Annotated in this window: 23 protein-coding genes; 16 read left to right on the forward strand and 7 right to left on the reverse strand. The window is 48.6% G+C overall.

What is annotated here, in order from left to right:
* Positions 1-32 precede the first annotated feature (32 nt).
* The 3 genes from AC2TDN_RS11275 to AC2TDN_RS11285 all read left to right on the forward strand — a co-directional run bounded on the left by AC2TDN_RS11275 (position 33) and on the right by AC2TDN_RS11285 (position 3,694).
* The gene (locus AC2TDN_RS11275) at positions 33-1,010 is read left to right on the forward strand and encodes a bile acid:sodium symporter family protein (protein WP_484688051.1); all 978 of its coding nucleotides are present in this window, start codon (positions 33-35) and stop codon (positions 1,008-1,010) included.
* A gap of 66 nt (positions 1,011-1,076) precedes the next feature.
* A complete protein-coding gene (pnpS, locus tag AC2TDN_RS11280) occupies positions 1,077-2,852 on the forward strand; it encodes a two-component system histidine kinase PnpS (RefSeq protein ID WP_482068118.1) in 1,776 nt (591 codons plus the stop codon).
* A gap of 119 nt (positions 2,853-2,971) precedes the next feature.
* Positions 2,972-3,694, forward strand: coding sequence for a response regulator transcription factor (locus tag AC2TDN_RS11285; protein ID WP_482068119.1), 723 nt, complete (start codon positions 2,972-2,974; stop codon positions 3,692-3,694).
* Positions 3,695-3,726: 32 nt separating this feature from the next.
* Here AC2TDN_RS11285 and AC2TDN_RS11290 read toward each other — a convergent pair whose 3' ends face one another.
* Positions 3,727-4,593 carry an AraC family transcriptional regulator gene (locus AC2TDN_RS11290; protein WP_484688052.1) on the reverse strand — a complete coding sequence of 289 codons (867 nt, stop codon included), beginning with the start codon at positions 4,591-4,593 and terminating at the stop codon, positions 3,727-3,729.
* 220 nt (positions 4,594-4,813) lie between these two features.
* On the opposite strand from AC2TDN_RS11290, the gene AC2TDN_RS11295 reads away from it, so the two are divergent.
* Complete coding sequence (locus tag AC2TDN_RS11295; RefSeq protein WP_484688053.1) at positions 4,814-5,671, forward strand: lipoate--protein ligase family protein; 858 nt, start codon at positions 4,814-4,816, stop codon at positions 5,669-5,671.
* On the opposite strand, the gene AC2TDN_RS11300 is transcribed toward AC2TDN_RS11295, so the two are convergent.
* The 6 genes from AC2TDN_RS11300 to AC2TDN_RS11325 form a co-directional block, all read right to left on the reverse strand.
* Positions 5,668-6,081, reverse strand: a complete 414-nt coding sequence (locus AC2TDN_RS11300) for a hypothetical protein (RefSeq protein ID WP_484688054.1) — start codon at positions 6,079-6,081, stop codon at positions 5,668-5,670. The two genes, AC2TDN_RS11295 and AC2TDN_RS11300, sit on opposite strands and share 4 nt — an antisense overlap.
* Positions 6,032-6,616, reverse strand: a complete 585-nt coding sequence (locus AC2TDN_RS11305; protein ID WP_484688055.1) for a hypothetical protein — start codon at positions 6,614-6,616, stop codon at positions 6,032-6,034. Before AC2TDN_RS11305 ends, AC2TDN_RS11300 begins: the two co-directional genes overlap by 50 nt.
* Before the next feature lie 48 nt (positions 6,617-6,664).
* Positions 6,665-7,093, reverse strand: a complete 429-nt coding sequence (locus tag AC2TDN_RS11310; protein WP_484688090.1) for a threonine/serine exporter family protein — start codon at positions 7,091-7,093, stop codon at positions 6,665-6,667.
* Between the two features lie 27 nt (positions 7,094-7,120).
* Positions 7,121-7,879 carry a threonine/serine exporter family protein gene (locus AC2TDN_RS11315; RefSeq protein WP_484688056.1) on the reverse strand — a complete coding sequence of 253 codons (759 nt, stop codon included), beginning with the start codon at positions 7,877-7,879 and terminating at the stop codon, positions 7,121-7,123.
* A gap of 35 nt (positions 7,880-7,914) precedes the next feature.
* The gene (locus AC2TDN_RS11320; protein WP_484688057.1) at positions 7,915-9,102 is read right to left on the reverse strand and encodes a M20 family metallopeptidase; all 1,188 of its coding nucleotides are present in this window, start codon (positions 9,100-9,102) and stop codon (positions 7,915-7,917) included.
* Between the two features lie 227 nt (positions 9,103-9,329).
* Positions 9,330-10,247: an AraC family transcriptional regulator gene (locus AC2TDN_RS11325; RefSeq protein ID WP_484688058.1), complete on the reverse strand. Its 918-nt coding sequence runs from the start codon at positions 10,245-10,247 to the stop codon at positions 9,330-9,332.
* A gap of 58 nt (positions 10,248-10,305) precedes the next feature.
* Between AC2TDN_RS11325 and AC2TDN_RS11330 the strand changes: the two genes are divergently transcribed.
* The 12 genes from AC2TDN_RS11330 to AC2TDN_RS11385 all read left to right on the forward strand — a co-directional run bounded on the left by AC2TDN_RS11330 (position 10,306) and on the right by AC2TDN_RS11385 (position 25,981).
* On the forward strand, positions 10,306-12,369 hold the full coding sequence (locus AC2TDN_RS11330) for a beta-galactosidase (RefSeq protein ID WP_484688091.1): 2,064 nt from the start codon (positions 10,306-10,308) through the stop codon (positions 12,367-12,369).
* A 255-nt stretch (positions 12,370-12,624) separates the two neighbouring features.
* Positions 12,625-13,935, forward strand: coding sequence for a methyl-accepting chemotaxis protein (locus AC2TDN_RS11335; protein WP_484688059.1), 1,311 nt, complete (start codon positions 12,625-12,627; stop codon positions 13,933-13,935).
* A 99-nt stretch (positions 13,936-14,034) separates the two neighbouring features.
* Positions 14,035-15,039 carry a PstS family phosphate ABC transporter substrate-binding protein gene (locus tag AC2TDN_RS11340; RefSeq protein ID WP_484688060.1) on the forward strand — a complete coding sequence of 335 codons (1,005 nt, stop codon included), beginning with the start codon at positions 14,035-14,037 and terminating at the stop codon, positions 15,037-15,039.
* Between the two features lie 190 nt (positions 15,040-15,229).
* Positions 15,230-16,093, forward strand: coding sequence for a phosphate ABC transporter permease subunit PstC (gene pstC, locus AC2TDN_RS11345; protein ID WP_484688092.1), 864 nt, complete (start codon positions 15,230-15,232; stop codon positions 16,091-16,093).
* Position 16,094: 1 nt separating this feature from the next.
* Positions 16,095-16,970: a phosphate ABC transporter permease PstA gene (gene pstA / locus AC2TDN_RS11350; RefSeq protein ID WP_482068128.1), complete on the forward strand. Its 876-nt coding sequence runs from the start codon at positions 16,095-16,097 to the stop codon at positions 16,968-16,970.
* A 41-nt stretch (positions 16,971-17,011) separates the two neighbouring features.
* Positions 17,012-17,767 (forward strand): phosphate ABC transporter ATP-binding protein PstB, encoded by a 756-nt coding sequence (pstB, locus tag AC2TDN_RS11355; RefSeq protein ID WP_482068129.1) that lies wholly within the window; start codon positions 17,012-17,014, stop codon positions 17,765-17,767.
* A gap of 79 nt (positions 17,768-17,846) precedes the next feature.
* Entirely contained in the window at positions 17,847-18,506 is a 660-nt protein-coding gene (gene phoU, locus AC2TDN_RS11360; RefSeq protein ID WP_482068147.1) for a phosphate signaling complex protein PhoU, read from the forward strand.
* A 195-nt stretch (positions 18,507-18,701) separates the two neighbouring features.
* Positions 18,702-20,234, forward strand: a complete 1,533-nt coding sequence (locus AC2TDN_RS11365) for a GGDEF domain-containing protein (protein ID WP_484688061.1) — start codon at positions 18,702-18,704, stop codon at positions 20,232-20,234.
* Complete coding sequence (locus AC2TDN_RS11370; protein ID WP_484688062.1) at positions 20,231-21,454, forward strand: EAL domain-containing protein; 1,224 nt, start codon at positions 20,231-20,233, stop codon at positions 21,452-21,454. Before AC2TDN_RS11365 ends, AC2TDN_RS11370 begins: the two co-directional genes overlap by 4 nt.
* A 97-nt stretch (positions 21,455-21,551) precedes the next feature.
* Complete coding sequence (polA, locus tag AC2TDN_RS11375) at positions 21,552-24,230, forward strand: DNA polymerase I (RefSeq protein WP_484688063.1); 2,679 nt, start codon at positions 21,552-21,554, stop codon at positions 24,228-24,230.
* A gap of 48 nt (positions 24,231-24,278) precedes the next feature.
* Positions 24,279-25,130: a DNA-formamidopyrimidine glycosylase gene (mutM, locus tag AC2TDN_RS11380; RefSeq protein ID WP_484688064.1), complete on the forward strand. Its 852-nt coding sequence runs from the start codon at positions 24,279-24,281 to the stop codon at positions 25,128-25,130.
* 134 nt (positions 25,131-25,264) lie between these two features.
* Positions 25,265-25,981 carry an MntP/YtaF family protein gene (locus AC2TDN_RS11385; RefSeq protein ID WP_484688065.1) on the forward strand — a complete coding sequence of 239 codons (717 nt, stop codon included), beginning with the start codon at positions 25,265-25,267 and terminating at the stop codon, positions 25,979-25,981.
* The last annotated feature ends 5 nt before the right edge of the window (positions 25,982-25,986 follow it).

Below are 25,986 nucleotides of genomic sequence, written 5' to 3' on the forward strand. Positions count from 1 at the left end.
AACGACTAGATAAGGCAAATGAGGGAAATAGCATGCGTGAATTTGGTTTGGCCTTTAATCGGCATTTTGAAAGATGGATGTTTATCATTATTCCATGCTCCTTGATACTTGGTTTTATATTCGCTTCGCATCTGCAGCCTTTTATTAAATCCGTTCCTTATTTATTCGCCTATATAACGTTAACGATGGCTATCGGCTGCGGCTTGGGACAATTGCGCATTGTGATGAAAAGGCCTGGCATAATGGTGCTCACCTTCGTGATCGCACATGTGCTTTCCCCGCTTGCTGCGTACGCTCTTGGCACACTCGTATTCGGAGCGGATTCTCCGTACGTCGTTGGACTCGTTTTGTTTACTATTATTCCAATCGGCGTCTCGACCGTTCTCTGGGTAGGAATGTCAGGCGGCAGCGTTCCGCTTATGCTGGCAATGGTGGTGCTTGATTCAGCGCTTAGTCCGCTTGTCGTGCCAGCTGGCATTCATCTGTTTTTTAAATCAGCGGTTGAGGTGAAGGCTGGGCCTATCATCATTGACCTGCTTGTCATTATCGTCCTTCCTACTATTATCGGTGTTGCTCTTAATCAAATGAGCAAGGGTCGCATTCAGCATGTTGTTCAGCCGTTCACTTCGCCGCTCTCCAAGCTTTGCTTCGTTGCGGTCGTCTCGCTGAATGCGTCAGCAATTGCGCCTCATCTGGATAAGCTGAAGCAGGATATGGTGCTGCTCGTGCCGCTTGTTGTTGTGCTAGTTGGCTTGTGTTACGCCCTTGGCTATATCGGAACGGCTTATCTTCGCAATAACGAGCAGCAGGTGACGGTGTCGTATGCGACCGGGATGCGCAATATTTCGCTCGGCATCATGCTTGCGCTAGGCTACTTCAGCCCGCTTGCGGCTGTGCCCGTCGTATTGTCGATACTTATTCAGCAGCCGTTAGCTACTGTGCATCATTACGTTTTACAGAAACTTAACAAAAACAAGTCTGGCGAAAGTGCAGTGCCGCATGTACGATAAACGATGAATGTTAACGTCGCAACAATAGGTAAAAAGACTGACCAGACGCAGTAAGGAGTGAACCGGATGAACAGCTTTCGCACCAGGCTGACGCTCATTATGATCGCGATGATCGCATTATCAGTGAGTGCAGCAGGCCTATTTATGGTCAAAACATTTAAAGAAAACCATATAAACGCGCTTGAAGACAATATGGTTCGCGAGATGCAGATCATTTCGGCAAAAATGGAATGGAAATCAGGTGAATTATCTTCGTTGTACAATTATTATTCGGCTGAGGCGAATGAGCTCAAGCGTTATACTGGCGCACGTGTTACATTCATCCGCAATGATGGTGTCGTGCTTGGCGATTCGGATGGGGATCCGAAGGAAATGGACAACCATCTTGACCGAATTGAAATAAAGGAAGCGTTAAAGACAGGAATCGGAAGAGCGATACGGGCAAGTGAAACCGTAAGGCAAAATATGATGTACGTAGCCATTCCTGTTAAGGTCATACCGAATAAAGAGCCAGATGTCATTCGACTTGCTATGAGCTTGAATGAGGTTGAGGAGAGCATCAACAAATTGACGATGTTGCTGGCGGCAGGCTTGCTCGTGCTATTTTTAATCGCAGCCGTAATCAGTTATCGTCTTGCACTAGGCTTGACTAGTCCGCTGGAGCAAATTACGAAGGTTGCGAAACGGATTAAAAACATGGATTACCATGCTCGGGTTAAGGTAACAAAGCAGGATGAAATTGGCGAGCTTGGAAACGCCATTAACGCGATGGCTGACAGCCTTCTCGTTCAAATGACACGTATTCAGCAAAATGAGAATCAGCTCGAGAGCGTGCTTGATAATATGATAAACGGTATCGTCATGATCGATCGCGGCGGCAAAATCGTGCTGATGAACAGACGTGCCGAGGAAGTGCTTGGCTTCTCCGCACGCGAGCTGGTCGGACGCCATTTTGCCGAAGCAAAGCAGCAGTTTGAGCTGTCGCAAATGATTCAAGAAGGTCTAAAAAGCAAAGAACATTTGCGTGAGGAAATCACATTCTATTTCCCGGAGGAGAGGCTGCTTGAGCTCAACTTGGTGCCGATTCATCCGGAGGGAAATGATTTCTCCGGCGTGCTGCTCGTCTTGCAGGACGTATCGGCCATTCGCAGGCTGGAGCGGATGCGCAGCGAGTTTGTAGCAAACGTATCGCATGAGCTGAAGACGCCGATTACGGCAGTGAAGGGCTTTGCCGAGACGCTGCTAGGCGGCGCTGTTAATGATGAGGAAACGGCCCGTTCGTTCTTGCAAATTATATTCGATGAGAGCGATCGTCTTAACCGGTTGATCGGAGATATATTGGAGCTGTCCAAAATCGAGTCGCGCCGCGTTCCTCTCGTATTCTCGCCGGTAGAGGTGGACACATTTGTAGACAAATCAGTCAAGCTTATGGAATCGGAGGCTTCCCGCAAGAGCATCGAGCTTTCGATGAGCATCGAGCCAGGCTTGTATGTTGAGGCAGACGAGGATCGATTGCGCCAAATTATTATGAACCTGCTCTCCAACGGCATCAACTATACGCCTGAGGGCGGCCGGGTTTCCCTTAAGGTTGAAGGGCTGGGCGATGATCACATTCGCATCCAAATTACGGATTCCGGTATCGGTATTCCGAAGAAGGATTTGCCCCGAATTTTTGAACGGTTTTATCGGGTGGATAAAGCGCGGTCGAGAAGCTCAGGCGGCACGGGGCTTGGACTCTCCATTGTTAAGCATCTCGTGGAGCTTCACAAAGGAACAATATCAGTCACAAGCTCTGTAGGAGTCGGTTCAACCTTCACAATTGAGCTGCCTGTCCTGCAATAGAAAAAAGATTTACCTATTCTTTACGAAACCATGATAAACTAGCTTTAAAAGCTAAGCTATAAATACGTGGACTGCAGCGTGCATAACGCTGCTATTCGCTAGGTTGGAATGGAGGTAACATGTCGCACAAAGTGCTCGTCATTGAAGACGAACCGACATTAGCAAGACTATTGTCGTACAACTTGACCCAAGAGGGCTACGAAACGACCGTTATCGATCATGGCGGGGAAGGCTTGCAAGCCGCATTGCAGCGCAATTTCGATTTGGTTATTCTCGACATCATGCTGCCAGGGATGAACGGTTTCGAAATATTGAACCGACTTCGGCAGAACGGTGTCAGAACGCCAGTCATTATTTTGACAGCTCGCAATGCAGAGGAAGAGGTCGTGCAAGGTTTGAAGCATGGCGCTGACGATTATATTACAAAGCCATTTGGCGTTGCCGAGCTGCTTGCACGCGTATCTGCGGTGCTGCGCCGAACGCAGCTGGATGACAGCAAGCCGATTGAATCGACGGAGAAGGTTATAACAGCCGGTGACCTGTCGATTTATCCAGAGAAGTATGAGGTTATATTAAACGGAGAAGCCATTCCGCTTAGACCGAAGGAATTCGAAGTTTTGCTTTATCTTGTACAGCGCCCGGGGATGGTCATTACGCGGGATGATCTGATGAACGTCGTATGGGGCTTCGATTATATCGGCGGCCAGCGTACGGTTGATGTTCATGTGAGCTCGCTGAGAAAAAAGCTGGAGCTTGGGCAGCAATCGGTCCAAATCGAATCCATTCGCGGCGTAGGCTACAAACTCGTTATGCCAAAAAAGCTCGTTACCCCGAAGTTATAGGGCGGACGAGCTTTTTTTAATATGCGGATAAGCTATTGCCGATTCCACACGAGCATTTTGCGCTGAAATTGCTTCGGCGAGCAGTCGTTGTATTTTTTGAACATTTTATAAAAATGGGCCATATTCGGCATCCCAATTCGCTCGCCAACCTCCGAAATGCTTAAATCCTTCGTCAGCAGTATCCGCTCCGCCCATTTTACTTTGCGATAGTTCACATATTCCGTAAACGATAAGCCAATCGTCTTCTTAAAATATTTGACGAAATAGTAATAGCTCATATTGGCGATTTTGCATACCTCTTCCACTTGAATCCGATCGGTCAAATGGTTCTCAATATAATCAAGCACGGGCTTCAGGCGAATGCGGTCAAAATTATCCTGCTCGATCAACACCTTGCGCGTGTCATGACGAAGCAAGAGCAGCAATATTTGCCTGATGAGAATGCTGACTGCGAGCTCGTAGCCGGTTTCCTTGCGGGTTGCTTCATTCAAAATCTGCTGTATGCATGACGCGGTTTGCAGCTTAACGGCGTTATTTTCCTCGAAAATGTAATTCGCTTTACTCAGCGGCAGCTGCGTCTCTGCGAAATAACGCATATAAGGAATCGTGCTCTGATCGAAAAAAGGCTCAAGATCAAATTGGAGCACGATATAATCGAGCGTGTTGAGGCTGCGATCGCGATGAAGCTCAGAGGCTCCGATTAACACTACATCCCCTGACGCAAGATGGAAACATTCCTCATCTACGTAAATGTCCAGATTACCGTCTAGAATGAGCAAAAGCTCAAGCTGCTTATGATAATGCCAGTTCGTAAATCCATCAAGATTGCGCTCGGTTTGAAAGATGCGCAGCGAAAGCAATGGGTTCTCGTATGCGACTTTTTCATTAAAGGCTTCCATTTTATTGCTTCCCCCTTGGCGCTGCATGACAATATCCTTATTGTAGTGAAAGCGCAGATCATTAGCAATAAGGTGGAAGCATATAAACGGGATTGTCCCATTCCCCTTTCGTATTTTGTGTTAAATAGCGATAGAAGATGCGTTAATGCTCGTTTATCGGTAAAATAGATGTTGGAGCAAGTACTCGGAATGATTCGCAGGAGAGGTTGGAAGAAGACGAATGGAATGGGATTCGATAAAAGCTTTAGGACTTGATAATGTATTGCTGCTGGATCGGTTGAATGAGATTGGTGAGCTGGACGTGTTGCATCCGTTTGCGCTTGATGAACTGCTTTGCAGAAGAACGGGTCAAGGCGGGCCTGCAATTTGCCATATTTGGCGTCATCCGAGAGGCTTTGTTATGGGCCTCAAAGATAGCCGGCTGCCTGGTGCTGCGGAAGCAGAGCGATTGCTCCAAGCGGAGGGGTGGTCGACAGCTGTCCGCAATTCGGGCGGAGCCGCTGTACCTCTTGACCTTGGAGTCATTAATATTTCGCTTATTATGCCAAAGCCTCGTGTAGATTGGTTTCATTTTCATGATGATTTCGAGAGGATGTTTGGCCTGATTCGGCACGCCTTGAAGGAGACAGGCTGCCAAGTGGATAAGGGCGAAATCCAGGGAGCGTATTGCCCGGGTGAATTTGATTTGAGCATTGGCGGCTTTAAGTTTTGCGGGATCGCGCAGCGGCGGCAGACACATGCCTTCATTGTGCAAGCTTTTGTTGTAGCGGAGGGCTCAGGTCAGGAGCGGGCAAGCTTCGTACGCTCCTTCTACGATAGAGCGGGGTGGAATAGCAAGAGCGACTATCCATTGGTGGCTGATGAAAGCACGGCTAGCTTGGAGCAGTTGACGAATCTCGGGCCTAGCGCTGGACGGGCTTTTGCAAATGCAATCAAACAAATCATCATCTCCCAGCAGACGGAGCCCGGCATGAAAGAAGCGGAGGAGAAGCTGGTGATGCCGACCTCAGAGCAGATTTTCACAATGGCAGAAAGTTTGCGCGCAAGGTATGCGATCCGAAAAATTGGCGCGGATTAAACAAGTAAGCTTCTCGCACATTGCTGGAGGCTCACCGTCGTCTCTTCAAGCTGCTGCTTCAAATGATTGATTGGCCATGTACCTTTGTTTGCTTGAATATCGCTTGCGACAAGCTTCATCATCCACAACGAGAAAAGGCATGAAAATAAATAATAGCCTCTTTTGAAATCGAGTGCGTGTGTAACGTTGCCTTGCTGCACGATCAGCAGCAGGTAACGGTCCAGCAAACGTTCGCGTACAGCTGTTGTCATCTCTTTCGGAAAAGTGGGATGAGAGAGATCGATAACATGATACAAATCCCAATAGCGGCTGTTCAGATGTGCATGCTCCCAGTCAAGTACTTTGAGTTGTCCTTCCACTTTAGCATAATTGCCAAGATGCAAAATCGCCGTGCGAGAGCACAAGATCATCCGCTGCGAAGCTTTCTTGCCGAAGCAGGGTAAATAAGGACTCGAGTAAAGGGATTGGCAGACTTGGCCACTGGGCCGCGAGTTCAGAGGGTTGAATCCCACAATTCAGCAGCTCTGCAAGTATAGCTTTACCTTTGGGCTTTGGACCGCGAAGCGGGGCTTGCAGCAAGTGGCTGACCGGAAGCGAATGCCAGTAAGCTATGTATGAAATTAAATCAACTGCCGTATCCTCGTCGAAAGTATGCTTCAATGGTCCTAAGTCTTCGAACAGGATCCAATGGGATGCGGAATCAATAGCCGAGGAGTAGGCAAGCATTTGCGGATAGATAGACGGAAGGGTCGGCATTATATGCTCATATGCCCATACTTCCTTGCCTAATTGCTCATTATTCGTGAGCGGCTTGAAGATTAGCGTATCGGAAGGCGTGATGTAGATCCTTTCGATGCAGCTTCCGTTCATCCCCTTGTAAAGCGGCTCTCTCCGCCATATTTTCTCTTCGTTGATTGTTCCGTCAGGCGCTACGATCTGATGCATGCTTGATTATCCTCCTCCCTAGCAGCGGATGTATAAATCCACATTTCGTTAGCGCTCGGTCTTCCGTATGATCTGATTAATAACCTCTGAGAATACAAGTCCAATTGCAATGGCTCCTGAAATCATAAAAGCTTTGACAGCAAGCTGTACCGCAATATCATAATTATCTTCAACGACGTTCCTCATTGCATCATACGCAAGTCCGCCCGGTACTAAAGGGATTATGCCCGAAACGCTAAAGACGATAATTGGCGTTTTGTATAGCTTAGAGAAAAGCTGGCTGATCACGGTTACAACAAATGCGGCAATAAGCGTTGCCGGTATGACGTCCATTGCAAGCTGTGTACAGGAAACATAGATGATCCAGCCGATCATACCTACAGCGCCGCAGTGCAGAAGCGTTCGCCTCGGTACGTTGAAGATGAGGCCGAAAGCCGCTGAGGCGATGAAGCTCGTGAATAGCTGTTCCAGCATCATCAACGTGATGCACCTCCGATTATCTCATTAGTAAAAAGACAGCACTGCGGCGATGCCCGCGCCTACGGCGAATGCGGTAAGAAATGCTTCCGCCCCCTTCGACAGCCCCGATACAAGATGCCCGGCCATCAGATCCCTGACTGCAGCCGTAATATGCAAGCCAGGTACGAGAGGCATGACCGATCCGATGATGATTTTGTCCAAGTCAACCCCAAGCCCATTATTAACGAAGAGAACAGACAGCGTACCGATGAGGAGGGCGGTTATAAATTCCGAGAAAAATTTGATGGGCACGATTCGGTGCAGCTGCACCAGAAATCCGAAGCCGATGCCGCCGATCAGCATGACTGGGATAAAGTCGCGCCAGCTGCCCTGAAACATGATGAGAAAGCAGCCGCTAGCTATTGCAGCAGCCAACATTTTTAGCCATGCCGGATAGATGAAGGCATTTGAGTCTATTTCTTGAAGGAGCCGATGCGCATCGCCTGCTGCAAGGCTGCCCGTGCTTATTTTTCTGGAAATGTCGTTGACTAACGACACTTTGAGCAAGTTAGTCGAGCGTTCGGAGATCCGAATCAGCTTCGTCATTTGGGATGAACCATCGATAGCGAAAATAATGCCGGTCGGCGTTACGAAGCTATGTGAATTCTCAATGCCGTAGGCAGCCGCAATTCGCACCATCGTATCCTCGACGCGATAGGTTTCGCCGCCGTTTTGCAAAATGATTTTGCCGGCTAACAAACAGATTTGAGTAATCTCGTGGCTATTGATGATGGATTTATTCACGTTGGCCAGCCCTCCTTATTCGAGCGAAGTCAGTGTCATTGCCTGCTCTTCATTTGCAGCTCGAATTCGGAGCGAATGCGGGCGAGCAGGGCAGGATCTGCAAATACGTCGAATGCTGTGGCGGCGAGCATTTTGGCCCCGAAGATCATGCCTTCGAGTGCATAATCTTCCATTGCAGCATCACGGAACGCCTCCGTATGAAGCAGCAGCCGATCCTGGACAACCTTGACGAAAGGATGGATAGCCGGGCAGCGAACGGAGACGTTGCCTAAATCAAGCGAGCCGTGATCCTTGCCGATCTCGATCTGCTCCGGACGGATACCCGCGTCAATGAGATTGGCATTGAACTGCTCGGATAACGCTTCGTTCGTAATAAGCTCGTCATAGGAGAACTCGAATGCGTTGGTTGTGAGTGTACAGCCTGTTTGCAAGGCTGCCCCTTCCGCACATCGCATCATCTTGGCGGACAGCTCCTCCAAGTAGGTGCGTGTTGACGAACGAATATAAAATTTTGCCGATGCATAGTCCGGAATGATATTAGGCGCCTTTCCGCCATTGTCGATTATTCCGTGAATACGCGCATCGCTGCGAGTCTGCTGGCGAAGCGCATTGATGCTGTTAAATAGCTGGAGCACCGCATCAAGCGCGTTAATGCCTTCATGGGGGCTCGCTGCAGCATGTGCGGCTATGCCATGAAATTCAAATTGGATCGCATCAATCGCCAGTGATTCTCCAGATTGCTCGAAGGTATGGTAGGGATGCGCCATTAGCGCAAAATCGCAATCATCGAATAAGCCGGCAGCGGCCATTGGAACTTTAGCGCCGCGCGTTTCCTCGGCAGGCGTGCCATAGATGCGGATTTTCCCGCCGATGCCGCTGCCTTTGAGTGCGGCTTTTAGTCCGACCGCTGCGGCAACGCTCATCGAGCAGATAAGATGATGCCCGCAAGCGTGTCCGATTTCCGGCAATGCATCATATTCGCATAACAAGCCGACTGTCGGTCCTGACTTGCCGGTATCGTAGACAGCGATGAAGGATGTTTCAATGTTAAGGATGCCGCGTTCCACCTCGAAGCCGTATTTCAACAGCTCGCTGCAAAGCAGCTCGGATGCGAAAAACTCCTGATGGCCAAGCTCCGGCCTGCTGCCAATGGCGAGTGATATGGAACGGAAATCCTCGGCGTATTGGTCAATCTCGCTAAAAATCAGTTCTTTATCGGACATAGTCGTATTTAAACCTCCTACATTTTTGAGAAACATGTGATAGCTCTCTATAAGCGCATATCTGTTCTTACAGCACCAAAAGCAACCTCAGTTGGCGTCTTTAAGCACCAACGTGTGCTTAAAGCTCCCCTTGGCAGCCAGCCGAACAACACTCGGCAACCGGCAAAAAAACATTAGCCCCATTAGTGAAAAATGCTAGGACGCCTATTACCGGTCGCGACGTTCTGCTAACGAATGCCGTGTATTTTTTTGAATTGCTCGGGGCTTAAGCCTTCATGCCGCTTAAAAACAGAGCTGAAATAGCTGGGTGAATCGAAGCCGACGCGATATGCGATCTCGTGCATTTTGATATCACTCTCGCGGAACATAAGTTCCTTGCTCCGATTGACGCGCTCCCGGTTCACATACTCCATAGGCCGCATTTTCAGCGCCTTCTTGAACAACAAGCATAAATACTGCGGCGTTACGTCAATACAGCCTGCAAGATCCTTTATTGCGATCAGCTCGCTGTAATGCGCTTCAATATATAGAAGCACAGGCTGAAGCTTTAAATAATTTTGCTCCACCGAGTGAGAGCTTACAAGAATAACTTTCATCAAATCGAGCAGAAACATGTAAACAAGCTTCGAGCATTCGAGTCCGAGAAAGGAGCGCCCGGACTGTGTCATCGCGGAAATATTTTTCATATGGGTAACAATCATATCATGATCAGCAGTAGAATAGACACCAGATTGTGTAATTCCTGCTTGCCTGAACAGCTTGTCGGACAAGTCCCCTCGAAAGCTCATCCAAATGATTTCCCAAGGCTCCTGAATAGAATAGTAGGCATGCTGTTCGTTTGGAAAAAGGCAGAAGCCTTGACCGGCACGAACAGTCATGATCTGATTGCCGACACGGAGCTCGCCTGATCCAGCTATCACCTGCAGCCACTGAAAATGGGGGTAGCCGTTTGGGCGGTCGATCGGCTCTTGATTGCTCCAATGCCCGATGCTGGTGAGGTAAACCGGAAGTGTCGTGTCCGTCTCTGTCAAAGTCGGAAAAACCATCGTGTCGATAATAGCAGCCCCCAGGTTCATATTTTGAAAGTGATGCGAAAATACTATTATATAGTTGGATCGATGTACGAGATATAATATGAATATCATTATAGTATATCCAAAGATAAGTACAATCAAGACTAAACTGGAGGTTGCTGAATCGAATATGAAATTTGCCCCTATAAGTCCCAAAATACCGCAAATGCTGCATGGTGCAGATTATAATCCGGATCAATGGCAGAAATATCCTAAGGTGCTGGAGGAAGATATCCGGCTGATGAAGCTTGCGCATTGCAATGTCATGTCGGTCGGCATTTTTGCATGGATGGCTATTGAACCCGAGGAAGGTGTATTTACGTTCGATTGGCTTGATACGCTGCTGGATAAATTTGCTGCTAACGGCATCTATGCTTTGCTGGCAACTCCAAGCGGAGCGCGTCCCGTATGGATGTCTCAAAAATATCCCGAGGTGCTGCGCGTTGCACCAAACGGCATCCGCAACTTGCATGGCGCTCGCCATAATCATTGCTTCTCATCGCCGGTATATCGCGAGAAGGTATCGATCATGAATGCGAAGCTTGCTGAGCGGTATTCCGATCACCCAGCGGTCATTGGCTGGCATATTTCGAATGAGTACGGCGGTGAATGCCACTGCTCGTATTGCGAAGAGGCTTTCCGCGGCTGGCTGAAAAATAAATACGGAACGATCGAAGCGCTTAACGATGCTTGGTGGACGACGTTTTGGAGCCATACGTATACGGATTGGAGTCAAATCGAATCCCCAACCAGCCGCGGCGAGAAAGCGGTTCACGGTCAAAATGTAGACTGGAGAAGATTCGTGACCGACCAGACGGTTGATTTCTGCAGGCATGAAATTGATCCGCTGCGCGCTGCAAATTCCGGGCTTCCGATCACGACAAACTTCATGCTTGATTTCGAGCCGCTTAACTATTGGAAATTTACCGAGCTGCTTGATGTCATTTCATGGGACGCATACCCAACCTGGCATGACAAAGGCGGAGACGACAGCGAGCTAGCTGCTTGGATCGGCTTCAATCATGATGTATTCCGTTCGCTTGGCCGCGGCAAGCCGTTCATGCTGATGGAAAGCACGCCAAGCATGACGAACTGGCAGCCGATCAGCAAGGTGAAGCGACCCGGCATGCATATGCTGTCCTCGCTTCAAGCGGTCGCGCATGGCTCGGATACGGTGCAATACTTCCAGTGGCGCAAGAGCAGAGGCTCGAGCGAGAAGCTTCATGGCGCGGTAGTCGACCATGTTGGCCATGAGCATACGCGCGTGTTCCGCGATGTTGCTGAGCTTGGCGCGACGCTTGAGAAGCTGACCGAGGTAGTTGGCACAACGGTGAAGCCGGAGGTTGCGCTTATCTTTGATTGGGAGAACCGCTGGGCAGTAAAGGATTCGCAGGGCCCTCGCAATAGCGGCTTGCATTATGAAGAAACGGCGAAGCGCCACTATCGCCCGTTCTGGGATCTTGGCGTGCCAGTCGATATTATTGATTCGGAATGCGATTATGAATGCTACAAGCTGCTTGTTGCCCCAATGCTGTATATGGTTCGGCCAGGCGTCGGCGAGCGGATTGAGCGATTCGTGGAAAATGGCGGCATATTCGTGGCGACCTATTGGACGGGCATCGTAGACGAGAACGACTTATGCTTCCTGACCGGCTTCCCGGGACCGCTTCGGAAGACGCTTGGCATATGGTCCGAGGAAATCGATTCACTGCATGATCATGATTCGAATCGCGTCGTCATGAAGGACGGAAATGCACTAGGCTTAAGCGGCGAGTATACAGCGCGAGAGCTTTGTGATCTCATCCATCTTGAAGGAGCGGAGGCGCTTGCGGTGTATGGGGAAGATTTCTACGCTGGCAGGCCAGCATTAACGGTTAATCAATTGGGTGCGGGCAAAGCTTATTACATCGCTTCACGCAATGATGCTGTATTTACAAACGATTTTCTCTCAAGCATCGTGAAGCAAGAGGGCATCAAACGAGTACTCGATTCGGAATTGCCTGATAGCGTAACCGCGCAGCTCCGGACAGACGGCAAAAACGATTATGTATTCGTATCCAACTTTAGTGCAAATGAGGTTTCGGTTAACCTTGATGGACGGAGCTATTCCGATTTGTTAACAGGCGATGCTGTTGCCGCTGGCTTGGATTTGGCAGGATATAGCTGCCGTATTCTCAAGCGCGATTCGAATTAAGTTTTCATTCAATAAATAGCTGTGTGAAACGTACAAGATCATGTACGCTGCGCACAGCTTTTTTTGTGCCTATTTAAAAGGCTGTCTCTCTCTTAAGTATAGAAATTTGTCTGGATTTATACGAAAAAGAAAAAAATGTCGAATAAAAGAAGATAAATGTCGAATTTAACATTGCGATAACATTTCTGCTTATTCCTGTTGATGCTTTCTACCTATAGTAATTGCAAGAGGAAATAGTAGGAAGGGTGAGGGTGAGTGACAGCTACTGTTCTTGACAAAGAAAAACACTCGGCAAACCAGAAGATTGAAAGTACTGATCCGAACGCACCGCTTAACGGAGAAGAGTTGGAACAAATAGTTGAAGTAGTTATAGATGCAGAAGCTGCAGAAGAAGTTGCAGCTAATGAAGGTGCAGTTGCAGCTGCATTAGTCGAGCAAGAACAAAGCAAGATTGAGGCGGCGCCAGCTCTAGAGCACGCGGCATCAAATGCCGTTCAGAAGGCGAGTCTTCAACATTTTTTGCGTCAGACACCGACGGTTACAGCGGACCAAACATGCCGGGAAACCATTTCTGTCTTCAAAAAGCATCCAGAATGCGAATGCGTTGTCGTGATTGGGGAGCAAGGGGCTCCTATCGGTCTGATGATGCGGAATCGTTTTTTCTTGAAGCTGGGGCATCGCTTTAGCGCAGATTTGTTTGACGACAAGCCGATCTCGAAGCTTATGGATGCAAACCCTTTGCTGGTCGATTTGCATTTTGCGCCGCAGCAGCTTATTGACAGCGCATTAAGCCGTCATGAAAGCGTGCTTTACGATTGTGTCATTGTAACGTTTAATGGCCGGCTCGCAGGCATTTTGACTGTATCCGATATGCTCAAGCTTTCCAGATTGCTGCAGCAGGAAGCCATTGATGTTCAGATGAGAACGATACGCTCGGCAGAGCTGCGTGTAAATGAAATTGAACAAGCTGTTAATAGTGTTCTGGAGTCGTCCTTGCAGGGAGAAACCATGTCGGTAGAGATGGTAGATTTGACGCTGACTGGGAAGAACGAGCTTGATAAAGTAATGATGGCCTTTGAAGCGATCGCGGGGAATTCGCAGATGCAGGAGAATCGGATGAACGAGCTGCAAGCGGAGGCCGGCTCCATCAGCAAAGTATCTCAATTAATCAAGGAGCTGGCGGAGCAAAGCAATCTGCTTGCTCTAAATGCTTCTATTGAAGCAGCGCGTGCAGGAGAGCATGGTCGCGGCTTTGCCGTAGTAGCAGGCGAAGTGATGAAGCTGGCTGGTCAAACGAAACAATTCGCGAACGAAATTACGACTTTAACGAAGACGATCGTTCATTCCATCTCGCAAACGACTGCGCTTGCGCATGCTGGCCGCTCTGAGACCACAGCTAGCGAAGCCCATGTCAATGAGGCTGTCGAGGCGTTTAATCGTTTGTTCCAAGCGGCAGCGAACAACCGAAACAGCGCGAAGCAGATAGGATCTTTGTCCGAACAGGCGCATTTACAATCCATTCATGTTGCCGACGAAATGAAAAAATTGCAGCAATCATACTTTTAACATGGAGTTTACAAAAACAGAATACGAGGTTTACAAACGAGCATTAGTATAAGAGACACAGGGCCAACCTGAGCAGATATGAAAAGAGGAGTGATAGATTTGTTAAAGAAAAAAAGCTTTAAGGGGATCTTGATGTTGTCGATGGTGGCGGGACTCGTATTCGCAGCTGCTTGCGGTAACAATGCAAATGGCGGAAATAATGGAACGGCAAATACAGGTACTACAAATAACGCAGCTACAAACGCTCCAACTGAGGAAACTGCAAAATTGTCAGGCGAAATTAAAATTGATGGTTCAAGCACAGTGTTCCCGCTTACAGAAGCAGCTGCTGAGGAGTTTAACAAAGAGCACACTGACGTACGTGTTCCAGTAGGCGTATCTGGTACTGGCGGCGGCTTCAAGCAATTTTGCGCAGGCGAGATCGCAATCGCAGATGCTTCCCGTCCAATCAAAGAAGAAGAAGCTGCAGCTTGTAAAACAGCTGGCATTGAATACACAGAGCTTACAGTAGCATTTGACGGTTTGTCTGTAGTCGTAAGCAAAGAGAATGACTTCATCGATCACTTGACTGTTGAAGAGCTTAACAAAATTTTCGTAACAGGCAGCACAGTTAAAACGTGGAAAGATGTTCGCGATACATTCCCTGCAGAACCGATCATCATATTCTCGCCAGGTGCAGATTCCGGAACTTATGACTATTTTAACGAAGCTATTCTTGATAAAGCAGGTATCCGCAATGATGAATCAATGATCAGCTTCTCCGAAGATGACAATGCGCTAGTTCAAGGCGTAGCAGGCAGCAAATACGGTATTGGTTACTTCGGTTTTGCTTATTTCGAAGAGAACCAAGACAAATTGAAAGTTGTTCCAGTTGATGGCGGCAAAGGCGCAATCACTCCAACTTATGACACAATCAAAGACGGCAGCTACGCGCCATTGTCCCGTCCGCTCTTCATCTATGTAAGCAACAAAGAGCTTGAGCGTCCAGAAGTGAAAGAATTCGCGAAATATTATATCAACAACATTGGAGCATTAGCTGGTGAAGTTGGATATGTATCTCTTCCTGATGAGCAATACGCTACGGAAGCTGCAAAAATTCAATAAGCAGCCTAACTGCTGGATGATAAAATGTGGTGTCTTGCGGGACATCACATTTTTCACGAATCATATGTAAATGAATTGTAAAGGTAAGAAGGAGGACGCCGCAATGCCAACGCAAGGGCTGCAATCGGCCAGCAAGGCTCAAACAGCAAGCAAGGAATTATATAACTTTAAAAATAAACGAGTTAGCATCATGAATAAATTGATGCCAGTCCTATTGTTTCTATGTGCATCTGTTTCCGTTCTTACAACAATAGGGATTGTCATAACACTCATCTCAGAAACGTATCAGTTTTTTCAGAAAATACCGATTTTTGATTTCCTGTTTGGGACAAAATGGTCACCGTTAATCCCTCCAAAGAGCTACGGCGTTCTACCTCTCTTGTCAGGTACGCTTATGATTACGTTTATTGCCTGCCTAGTTGCTATTCCATTAGGCTTGGCAAGTGCCATATACTTATCCGAATATGCGCCAAAGCGGGTTCGCAAAATCATTAAACCTATTCTTGAGGTACTTGCAGGAGTTCCAACCATCGTTTACGGATACTTCGCGCTTAGCCTTGTTACTCCGTTTATCCAAAGCATTTTCCACAGCGCTGGCGTGTTCAATGCACTAAGTGCTGGTATCGTAGTCGGCATTATGATTATTCCGATGGTTTGCTCGCTAAGCGAGGATGCCATGTCGTCGGTGCCTCGCACCTTACGCGACGGTGCTTACGCGCTTGGCGCAACAAGATTCGAGGTTGCTTTGAAAATCGTCGTGCCCGCTGCCTTCTCCGGTATTGTGGCTTCGGCCGTGCTCGCATTCTCCCGCGCAATCGGCGAGACGATGATCGTTACGGTTGCTGCAGGCTCCACGCCTAATATGACTGTTAACCCGCTCGATAGTATCCAGACGATGACCGCTTATATCGTTCAGGTCAGCCTTGGAGATACGCCGCACGGAACGATTGAGTATGGATCGATCTTCGCGGTCGGCATGACGCTGTTCGTCATTACGTTCCTGCTCAATATTCTTGCCCAGTACATCGCAAGAAAATTCAGAGAGGAGTACTAAGATGAACATATTTCAAGACGCGAACCGAAAACAAATCGCTAATCGACGGAAGACGGATTGGATGCTGCATATTCTGTTCGTCGCAGCTACCTCAATCGGCGTTCTCGCGCTATGCGCGTTAATCGTAGATATTTTAATTGATGGCATTTCCCGGCTGCAGCCTGACTTATTCACGAACTTCCCGTCGCGCAAAGCGGAAGGTTCCGGTATGAAGTCAGCGCTCGTCGGCACGATTTATATGCTGCTTCTCATGGCGCCGATTTCCTTTATCTTTGGTGTCGGAGCAGCAATTTATTTGGAGGAATATGCGAAGAAGGGCCGCATTACTCGGATAATTCAGCTTAATATCAGTACGCTGGCGGGTGTTCCGTCTATCGTATACGGTATTTTGGGATTAACCTTGTTCGTCCGATTACTAGCGCTCGACCGCAGTCTCATTGCCGGTGCGTTGACGATGACGCTGCTTGTGCTTCCGATTATTATCGTCTCTGCACAGGAGGCTATCCGCGCGGTTCCCAAATCTCGCCGCGATGCCTCGTTCGCGCTTGGCGCGACCAAATGGCAAACCGTAGCCCGTTCGGTTATGCCATCTGCGCTTCCCGGCGTATTAACCGGCGTCATTCTAGCGATGTCGCGGGCAATTGGAGAGACAGCGCCGCTCGTTATGATCGGTGCATTGACCTACGTCGCATTTTTGCCAAATGGTCTCAAGGATTCGTTTACCGTTATTCCGATTCAAGTGTACAACTGGTTGTCTAAGCCTCAGCTTGAGTTCAAGGAGCTTGCTGCCAGCGGTATTATCGTTTTACTCGCACTGCTATTGCTAATGAACTTCTCAGCTATTCTGCTTCGCAACAAGTACCAAAAAAACGTTTAAAGAGATTAGTAAGCAGTGAACACAATTAGGAGGAGAACGATATGGAAGCACTTATTAATATTAACAAACTGAATTTGTTTTACGGCGCTTTCCACGCTTTAAAGGATGTATCACTAACGATACCGGAGAAAGCGATCACGGCATTCATCGGACCATCAGGCTGCGGAAAGTCGACGCTGCTGCGTACGCTGAACCGCATGAATGATATGATTCCAGGTACTCGGATCGAGGGCGGCATTGCAATCGGCGGTACAGAAATTTATTCGAATGAAGTAGATGTCGAGACGCTCCGCAAAAAAGTAGGTATGGTGTTCCAACAGCCTAACCCATTCCCTAAATCCATTTATGACAATGTAGCATACGGACCGCGTCTGCATGGTATTACCAGCAAGCGAGAACTTGATGAAATTGTAGAAACGAGCTTGAAATCTGCCGTATTGTGGGATGAGGTAAAAGATCATTTGAAGCGTTCTGCATTTGGTTTATCCGGTGGTCAACAGCAGCGTCTATGTATCGCGCGTGCGCTTGCTGTGAATCCGAATATTTTGCTAATGGATGAAGCAACATCAGCACTAGACCCGATTTCTACGCTGAAAATTGAAGAGCTTGCTCAAGAGCTGAAGGATAAGTACACAATTGTAATGGTTACTCACAACATGCATCAGGCAGCCCGTGTATCCAACCAAACCGTGTTTTTCTTAAATGGCGAGGTCATTGAGTATTCGGATACGGAGAAGCTCTTCTCCAATCCAACGGATCAGCGCACGGAAGATTATATTAGCGGACGCTTCGGCTAAGCCTCGCGAGCTAATTGAAGGAGCCTGTTTTTACAGGCCTGGGCTTGTCTCATGAACCTATAGGAGGAATGTTGTTGTGATGACCACGCGTAAAGAGTTTGATCAAGGACTTGAGCATCTTCATAACCTGCTTATCGATATGGGTACCTTTGTTGAAAAGGCGCTCTCTGAATCGATAGAAGCATTAAAGGCGGTTGATACTAACCGTGCGAAGCAAGTTATTGCGAATGATCCAACGTTGAACCAAATGGAAGAAAAAATTACGGAAATCGGATCGAAGCTTATCGCGACACAGCAGCCGGTTGCCAAAGATTTGCGCCGTATTTTGTCCGCATTCAAAATCGCAAGCGATTTGGAGCGGATGGGAGATAATTCGGTCGATATTGCGAAGGTCGTCTTGCGTTTAGAGGGTCAGGAGCTCATTAAACCATTGATCGATTTGCCGCGGATGGCAGAAATCGTTCAACTGATGACCTACGAAGCGATTCAATCGTTTATTCAAGAGAATGTGGACTTGGCTTACAAAATGGCGAAGGACGATGATCAAGTCGATGCTCTTTTCGGACAGATTACTCGTGAGCTATATTCGCTAATGTTGGAAAATCCTCGCAACATTACGCAAGCGTCACTGCTTAGCTTCGTTGGGCGTTACCTGGAAAGATTCGGCGATCATGCAACGAACATCGGTGAGAGCGTCGTTTACCTCGTTACAGGCAACAGACCGGATTTGAATGTATAAGTTTAACGAATGATACATAAAGACCGTCGAAGCGGTGATGCTTTGACGGTTTTTTTGCGTATATAGGTCAAAAGCGCTGATGAATTGTTGAATTTTACCTAAAGTTTACTCTTTTATGCATCTCCAATCACAAATGACTGTTAAAGTCATTCTTATTGCAACTGAAATAGACAATGGTTGATCGAGGGGATTCGGATGGATGAGGTTGGGGTTGGTTTATTCAATCGAGATATGATCCGCAGCATTAAAGAGCGCTGGCATGATGGCGGCATCAGCGTTATTTATGTCCGCTTCCGAGTAGGGAATGCGGCTTCTGAATCGGCATTGCAGCTATGGGAAAGCGGGGAGCGGAGAATTTTTTGGCGTCATCGGCTGGAGTGGGATTATTTTTATTTGTTTTATCGCAAGAAGCGGGATGAGCCGATCGACACGATTACCGAAAAAGCGGTGAAGCGGTTATCTGAGGAGCTGCGAAAGGCATGGGTCAAAAGTGAGATCGAGCATAACGTTGACAATGAGCTTGAGGCCGCCATCGGCATCTCAACTGCGTTTCCGCCAGCAACAGGCAGATCCTCCGAAGCGGTTATTTACCGGATGCTGCTGGATGCGATGAAGCAGGGAGTGTTAAATGATTCACACAGTACTGAGCATAGTCACGCAAAAGTGACGGGCTTACTAGATAGCGCAGTAACGCCTCAGCTAGCGGAAGCGAGCGATACTGGAAGTCTGCTTCACTCACCTAGTCTACAGAGAAAGACTGTGCGAATCGGAGATTTGGCCTTTCCGTTTCCGATTATCTCAGGACAGACTAGAGTATCTGAGGTTGCTTATTTATTCGATTCAAATGCCAAAGCACAAGGGGCGGTAATCGTCGAACAAGGCCGGCCGATCGGCATCTTGATGAAAGAGAAGCTGCATCAAATGCTGGCCGGACAATTTGGACTTCCGCTTTATTGGAATAGACCGGTGGAGCGCATTATGAACAATCAACCGCTTATCGTAGACGAACAGCTGCCTGTTGAACAAGTATCCCAGCTTGCTATGGCTAGGGATTTTTCGCAGCTTTATGATGTGGTGCTCATAACGAAGGACGGCCAGATGGCCGGGGCGGCTTCGATCAGGTCGATTTTGGAATGTATAACGACACTTCGAACGAAGGCTGCTCGAGGGGCCAATCCGCTTACTGGCTTGCCGGGAAACGAGGAGATTCAGCTTGAGCTGCGGCGCCGTATCGGACAAGGAGCCCCCTTTGCAGTCATCTATGCGGACCTCGACTATTTTAAATGGTATAACGATTTTTTCGGTTTTGGTTTAGGAGATGATCTTATCCGCTATTTAGCTGAAATATTATGCGAGAAGCAAAGCCTGATTGGCAGCGATAGCGATTTTATCGGACATATAGGCGGGGACGATTTCATAGTGGTGATGAATGCCAATGCTGGAGAGCAGCTTTGTCAAGCATTGATCAAAAGATTTGATGCTGGAATAAAGCCATTCTATGGCGGCATCGAAGTGAAAACGGTGGAAGATCGACATGGCGAGCTCATCGAGCAGGAAGGCGTTACCCTCTCGCTGTCGCTCATGATCTGGGACGGCAAGGTGCCGTTAACGAGCGAGGATATTCCAGTAATGGCAGCAAAGCTGAAGAAGCAAGCAAAGGCAGTGAAGGGCAGCGTCTATATAAAGGATCATATAAAAGGTATGCTTCGTGGAGAGGAACGACATTGATATTGAGACAACTTCTGGAGTTAGAGCAGATAAAGGACGTGGAAAACGAGAGCTTAGACCATCTCGGAATCATATATTTATCTTGGCAGTTTGGGTCTGACAAGCAGAGCGGCAGCATCCCCTCTTTGCAGGAGCATTGGCGTGTATTCGCCGAACGTGAGACGAATATTATTTTAAAAAATTCTCTGATTTATGAGGGCATGCACTGGATGAGGGATGATTTGTTCATTCAATTGCGACTCCCTGCCGGACGACAGTCTGTTATTGAGGGTTGGCTGCTTGAGGCAGCGCATAGGCATAAGACGGAATGGGAGCGTCAATTTACGGAAGAGCTCGGCAACCAAAGCTGGAGGAGATTAGGAGGAAAGCTGCATGCGGGGATAGCTGTTGTTGCAGCTGATTCGCGTATGGATGGCATGCTTTGGTATGATGCGATGAAAAATGCGATATTGCACGGTAAATCAGCCTGTGCTATGGAGCACAGCTTGAAGCGGCGAGCCATCGAGCGTTTAATAAGAGAGAGGCATCTTTACACGGTATATCAGCCTATCGTTTCGCTGCAGCAAAAGGGGGAAGTGTTCGGGTACGAGGCGCTTTCGCGTACGCTAGACCGGACTTGGTTTCCAGGGCCGACGGAGCTGTTTCTTTTTGCAGACGAAGAGGGACTAAACTATCCGCTCGATCGTCTGGCTAGAGAGAAGGCAATTGAGGGCTGCAGGCCGCTAAAGCAGAAGCAGAAGCTGTTCATAAACGTCATAGCGCAAATTATGGAGGATCCATGCTTCTCGCCAGGTAAAACATTAAGCCTGCTGGAGCTGCATGGGCTGTCTCCACATCATGTTGTATTCGAAATAACGGAGCGTAGCTCGATTACTGATTTTGGCTCCGTTAAGAAGGCATTGGAGCACTACCGAAGCCAAGGCTATCAAATTGCAATCGATGACGTTGGAGCAGGCTATTCGTCGCTGCAATCGATTGTGGAGCTGCGTCCTGATTATTTGAAGGTTGATCGGTCCATTATTCAGAATATCCATCTCGATGAGGTGAAGGAGCATATTTTGAATACATTAGTTCAACTGGCTGACAAAATGAACATATCGATCATCGCCGAAGGCATCGAGCTTGAAGAGGAGCTCGCCAAGGTGCGCGAGATGGGCATAGCGTACGCCCAAGGGTATTTGCTTGGAAGACCAGCCGCTTTCAAGTCCAACTTTCAGTAACAGATAGGGCATTCCTTTGGCAGCGATGCTTGGGAAATGCCCTTTTTGTGGTATACTTGTGGGAATGAATGCTACATAAAGAAGGTGTTGATTCCATATGGAAAAATGGATGCTAATTGACGGCAATAGTATAGCTTACCGCGCGTTCTTCGCCATGCCCCCGCTCACGAATTCGGCAGGCCAGCATACGAATGCAATATTTGGTTTTACAACGATGCTGTTGAAGCTGCTAGAGCAAGAAAATCCGACTCATGTTCTAGTCGCGTTTGACGCAGGCAAAATTACGTTCCGTCATGAAGGATATACCGAATATAAAGGCGGAAGACAGAAGACGCCGTCTGAGCTTTCGGAGCAATTCCCAGTGCTTAAGGAGCTGCTGCATGCGTTCAGCATCGCACAGTTCGAGCTGTCCGGCTATGAGGCTGATGATATTATTGGTACGCTGACGAAGGCGGCTGACGAGAAGGGTGTCGAAACGGTCGTCGTCACCGGGGATAAAGATATGCTCCAGCTTGCATCGGGCAAGGTGACCATAGCGGTCACGCGCAAAGGGGTCAGTGATGTCGATCTTTATACGCCTGAAGCCATACAAGAAAAATACGGCTTAGTGCCGATGCAAATTATCGATTTAAAAGGGCTTATGGGCGATACGTCGGATAATATCCCTGGTGTGCCGGGCGTTGGCGAGAAGACTGCGCTTAAGCTGCTGCACGAGCATGGATCGGTCGAGGGCGTGCTGGACAATTTGGACAAGCTGAAGGGCAAGCTGAAGGAAAACATCGAGAACCACAAGGATGACGCCACTTTGAGCAAAAGGCTGGCAACGATATTCCGCGAGGTGCCGATCGAGCGAGACATTGACGAGATTCGTTACGACGGCTATGACGGCTTGAAGCTGGCTGAGGCGTTCCGCAAGCTCGAGTTCAAGTCGCTGATCGAGCGCTTGCAATTGGGAGCGGAAGCGGGCGACATGGAAGAGGAAGCTCAGGCTGCGGCTGCTGATCTCAATATTCACGTGATCGAGTCGGAAAATGATGCGGATGCGCTAGATAAGCTAGTTCAACTGCTTGAGCAAACAGACAAAAATGGCTTGTATGTTGAAGCAATAGGCGAGAACCCCCATCAAGCGGAGCTGATTGGTCTGGCGATTGCTACGGAGGAAGCGGTGTTTTCCCTGCCGTTCTCCGCTTTAAAGTCTCCTTTCACAGCTAAGCTGCGCGCTTGGCTGGAGCAAGCGGACAAGCCGAAGTACGGTTTTGATCTGCATAAAATAGAGCTCGCGCTAAAATGGAGCGGGATCAGCTTCGAAGGGGCAGCATTCGACGTGCAGCTGGCCGCTTATTTGCTTGATCCTACCGAAGCAACTCAAACGCTTAGCGGAATTAATGAGAAGCAAGGGCTGTCTACCTTGCCATCTGATGAATCCGTTTATGGCAAAGGCGCGAAGTTCAAGGTGCCAGGTAAAGAGACGCTTTACCGGCACTTGGCGCTGAAGGCAGAAGCTATTCGCCAGCTAGTGCCGCTATTGACCGAAGAGCTGAACCGCACCAGCATGAGCAAGCTGTATTTTGACATCGAACAGCCGTTGTCCCGCATTCTTGCAGGCATGGAGCATCTCGGCATTAAGGTTGAGAAGGAAGAGCTTGAGGCGCTTGGACGCAATCTGGAACGCCAGCTCACGACAATTATCAGCAGCGTTTACAAGCTTGCTGGGATGGAATTCAATATTGGCTCGCCGAAGCAGCTGGGTGAGGTTTTGTTCGAAAAGCTCGGACTGCCCGCCAAGAAAAAGACGAAGACTGGTTATTCGACCGATGCAGAGGTGCTGGAGGAGCTGGCTCCTTACCATGAGATTATTCCGCTTATTTTGCATTATCGCTCGCTCTCGAAGCTGCAGTCCACTTATGTAGAGGGGTTGCTGAAGGAGGTTCGCAAGGAAACGGGCAAGGTACACACTTACTATCGTCAGACGATTGCCGCGACCGGACGCCTTAGCAGTCAATTCCCTAACCTGCAGAACATTCCGATCAGGCTGGAGGAAGGCCGTCAAATTCGGAAAGCCTTTGTTCCTTCAGAGCCAGGCTGGTTTATTCTAGCAGCCGATTATTCACAGATCGAGCTGCGCGTACTCGCACATATTTCGGGTGATGAGAATTTGAAGGAAGCGTTCATTAACGATATGGACATCCATACGAAAACCGCGATGGACGTATTCGGCGTAGCTGCCGATCAGGTCGACTCCAACATGCGGCGTTCCGCGAAGGCGGTTAACTTCGGAATCGTTTACGGCATCAGCGACTTTGGACTATCACAAAACCTTGGCATAACGCGCAAAGAGGCTGCCCATTTTATCGAGCAATACTTTGAGGTGTTTAAAGGCGTGCGGAAGTTTATGGACGATGTCGTCAAGGATGCCCGTCGCGACGGCTATGTGACAACGCTTCTTGAGCGGAGACGATATCTGAACGATATTAAAGCGTCCAACTTCAATATCCGCTCCTTTGCTGAGCGGACTGCGATGAACACGCCGATTCAGGGCACTGCGGCAGATATTATTAAGCTGGCGATGGTGCATATGGATGCTGCGCTGCGCGAGCGAAAGCTGAAGAGCCGAATGCTGCTTCAAGTGCATGATGAGCTCGTATTCGAGGTGCCTCAGGATGAGCTTGAGCTCATGAAGACGCTAGTGCCGGAGATTATGGCTGGGGCACTCAAGCTTGATGTTCCGCTCAAGGCGGACATGAGCTTCGGTGACAATTGGTATGAAGCAAAGTAGCCCACTGGCGGGCAGTTTCGGGTATAATGGTTGTTGAGGTGAGGAGAAATGCCTGAATTGCCAGAGGTAGAAACGGTAAGACGAACATTAATTGAACTTGTAGCGGGAAAACGAATACAGTCTGTAACCGTTAGACTCCCGCGTATTATACAAAGGCCCGCAGAGCCCGAGCAGTTCGCCGATGCGCTTGTTGGACATACGATCGAAACGGTTGAGCGACGAGGCAAGTTTTTGCGAATTATTTTAGACGGCCTTGTTCTCGTGTCGCATCTGCGCATGGAAGGGCGTTATGGCGTGTTTCCTTCCGAGGAGCCGCTAGAGCTGCATACGCATGTTATTTTTCATTTTGACGATGGTACGGATCTGCGTTATAAGGATGTGCGCCAATTCGGCACAATGCATCTATTCCAAGCGGGTTCTGAGCTAGAGCTTCCTCCGCTAAACAAGCTGGGCATTGAGCCGCTAGAGCCATCCTTTACGCTTGAAGCGCTGCGCAGCAAGCTGGAGAAGCGTTCGACGAAGATCAAACCGCTGCTGCTTAATCAAGAGCATATCGTTGGACTAGGCAACATTTATGTGGATGAAGCGTTGTTTCAAGCACGAATTCATCCGGAACGAACGCCGAATACGCTAAAGCCGGCTGAGTGGAAGCGTTTATATGAGGCGATCCGCGCAACGCTCGCGCATGCCGTTGAAGCAGGCGGATCGTCGATCAAATCCTATGTAAACGGTCAAGGAGAGATGGGCATGTTCCAGCATCAGCTCCTCGTTTATGGTAAGAAAGACGAGCCATGTCCAGCTTGCGCAAGACCTATCGAGAAATTTACAGTTGGCGGCAGAGGGACGCATATTTGCAGCAAATGCCAGCCGTTAGCCGTGCCGAGCAAATTAAAGGCTTAGCGCCAATTCCTTATCGACAAGCACAGACAAATACTCCCCGCATATGATAGTTGTGTTACGAACAATGGGCGGATGACTACTCACAGCAATGAAGTGTGAGCCGGGCAGCCGCTGTGCGGGGAGGGACTAAAGTATTGTTCGCGCATGTTGCTTCACTGTTGGTTCTTGCTTTTGCCGTTAGTTTAGACGGATTTGGCGTTGGTGTGACGTATGGCTTGCGAAGAATTCGCATTCCGTTATTGTCGGTGTTTATTATTGCTTGCTGCTCCGGTCTCATTATTTATTTGTCGATGCAGGTCGGAGGCTGGCTTACCGGGTTTCTATCCGAGTTTGTTGCGCGTCTCATAGGCGCATGCGTCCTTATCTTAATTGGTGGCTGGGCGCTGCTGCAGCTAAAGCGTGGAAGACAAAACGATGAAGCGAGCGAAGAAGCAGAGGTGGCAAGTCAAGGAAGCGTGGAAAAGGCCGAAGGCCAGTCGAAACCGCATGCAAGAGAAATGGCAAGTACAGCGCTTGTTGTGATAGTGGAGCTGAAGCGATTAGGACTAGTGATCCAAATCCTGCGGACACCGCAAGCGGCAGACGTTGATAAGTCGGGAACGATCTCAGCATCGGAAGCGGTCATGCTCGGCGTTGCGCTTTCGCTTGATGCATTCGGAGCAGGTCTTGGAGCTGCATTGATCGGTCTTCCTTCCTTGATTACCGCTCTGACCATTGCCGCAGCGAGCGCGATCTTTCTGGTGGGCGGCATCCGCTTTGGCTTTCGTTTCTCCGCTTGGAGAGGCATGCAAACATTATCTTTGCTGCCAGGCATATTATTAATCATGATGGGAATCATGAAGTTGTTATAATTTGA

The organism is Paenibacillus sp. Y660 (genome assembly GCF_057221575.1).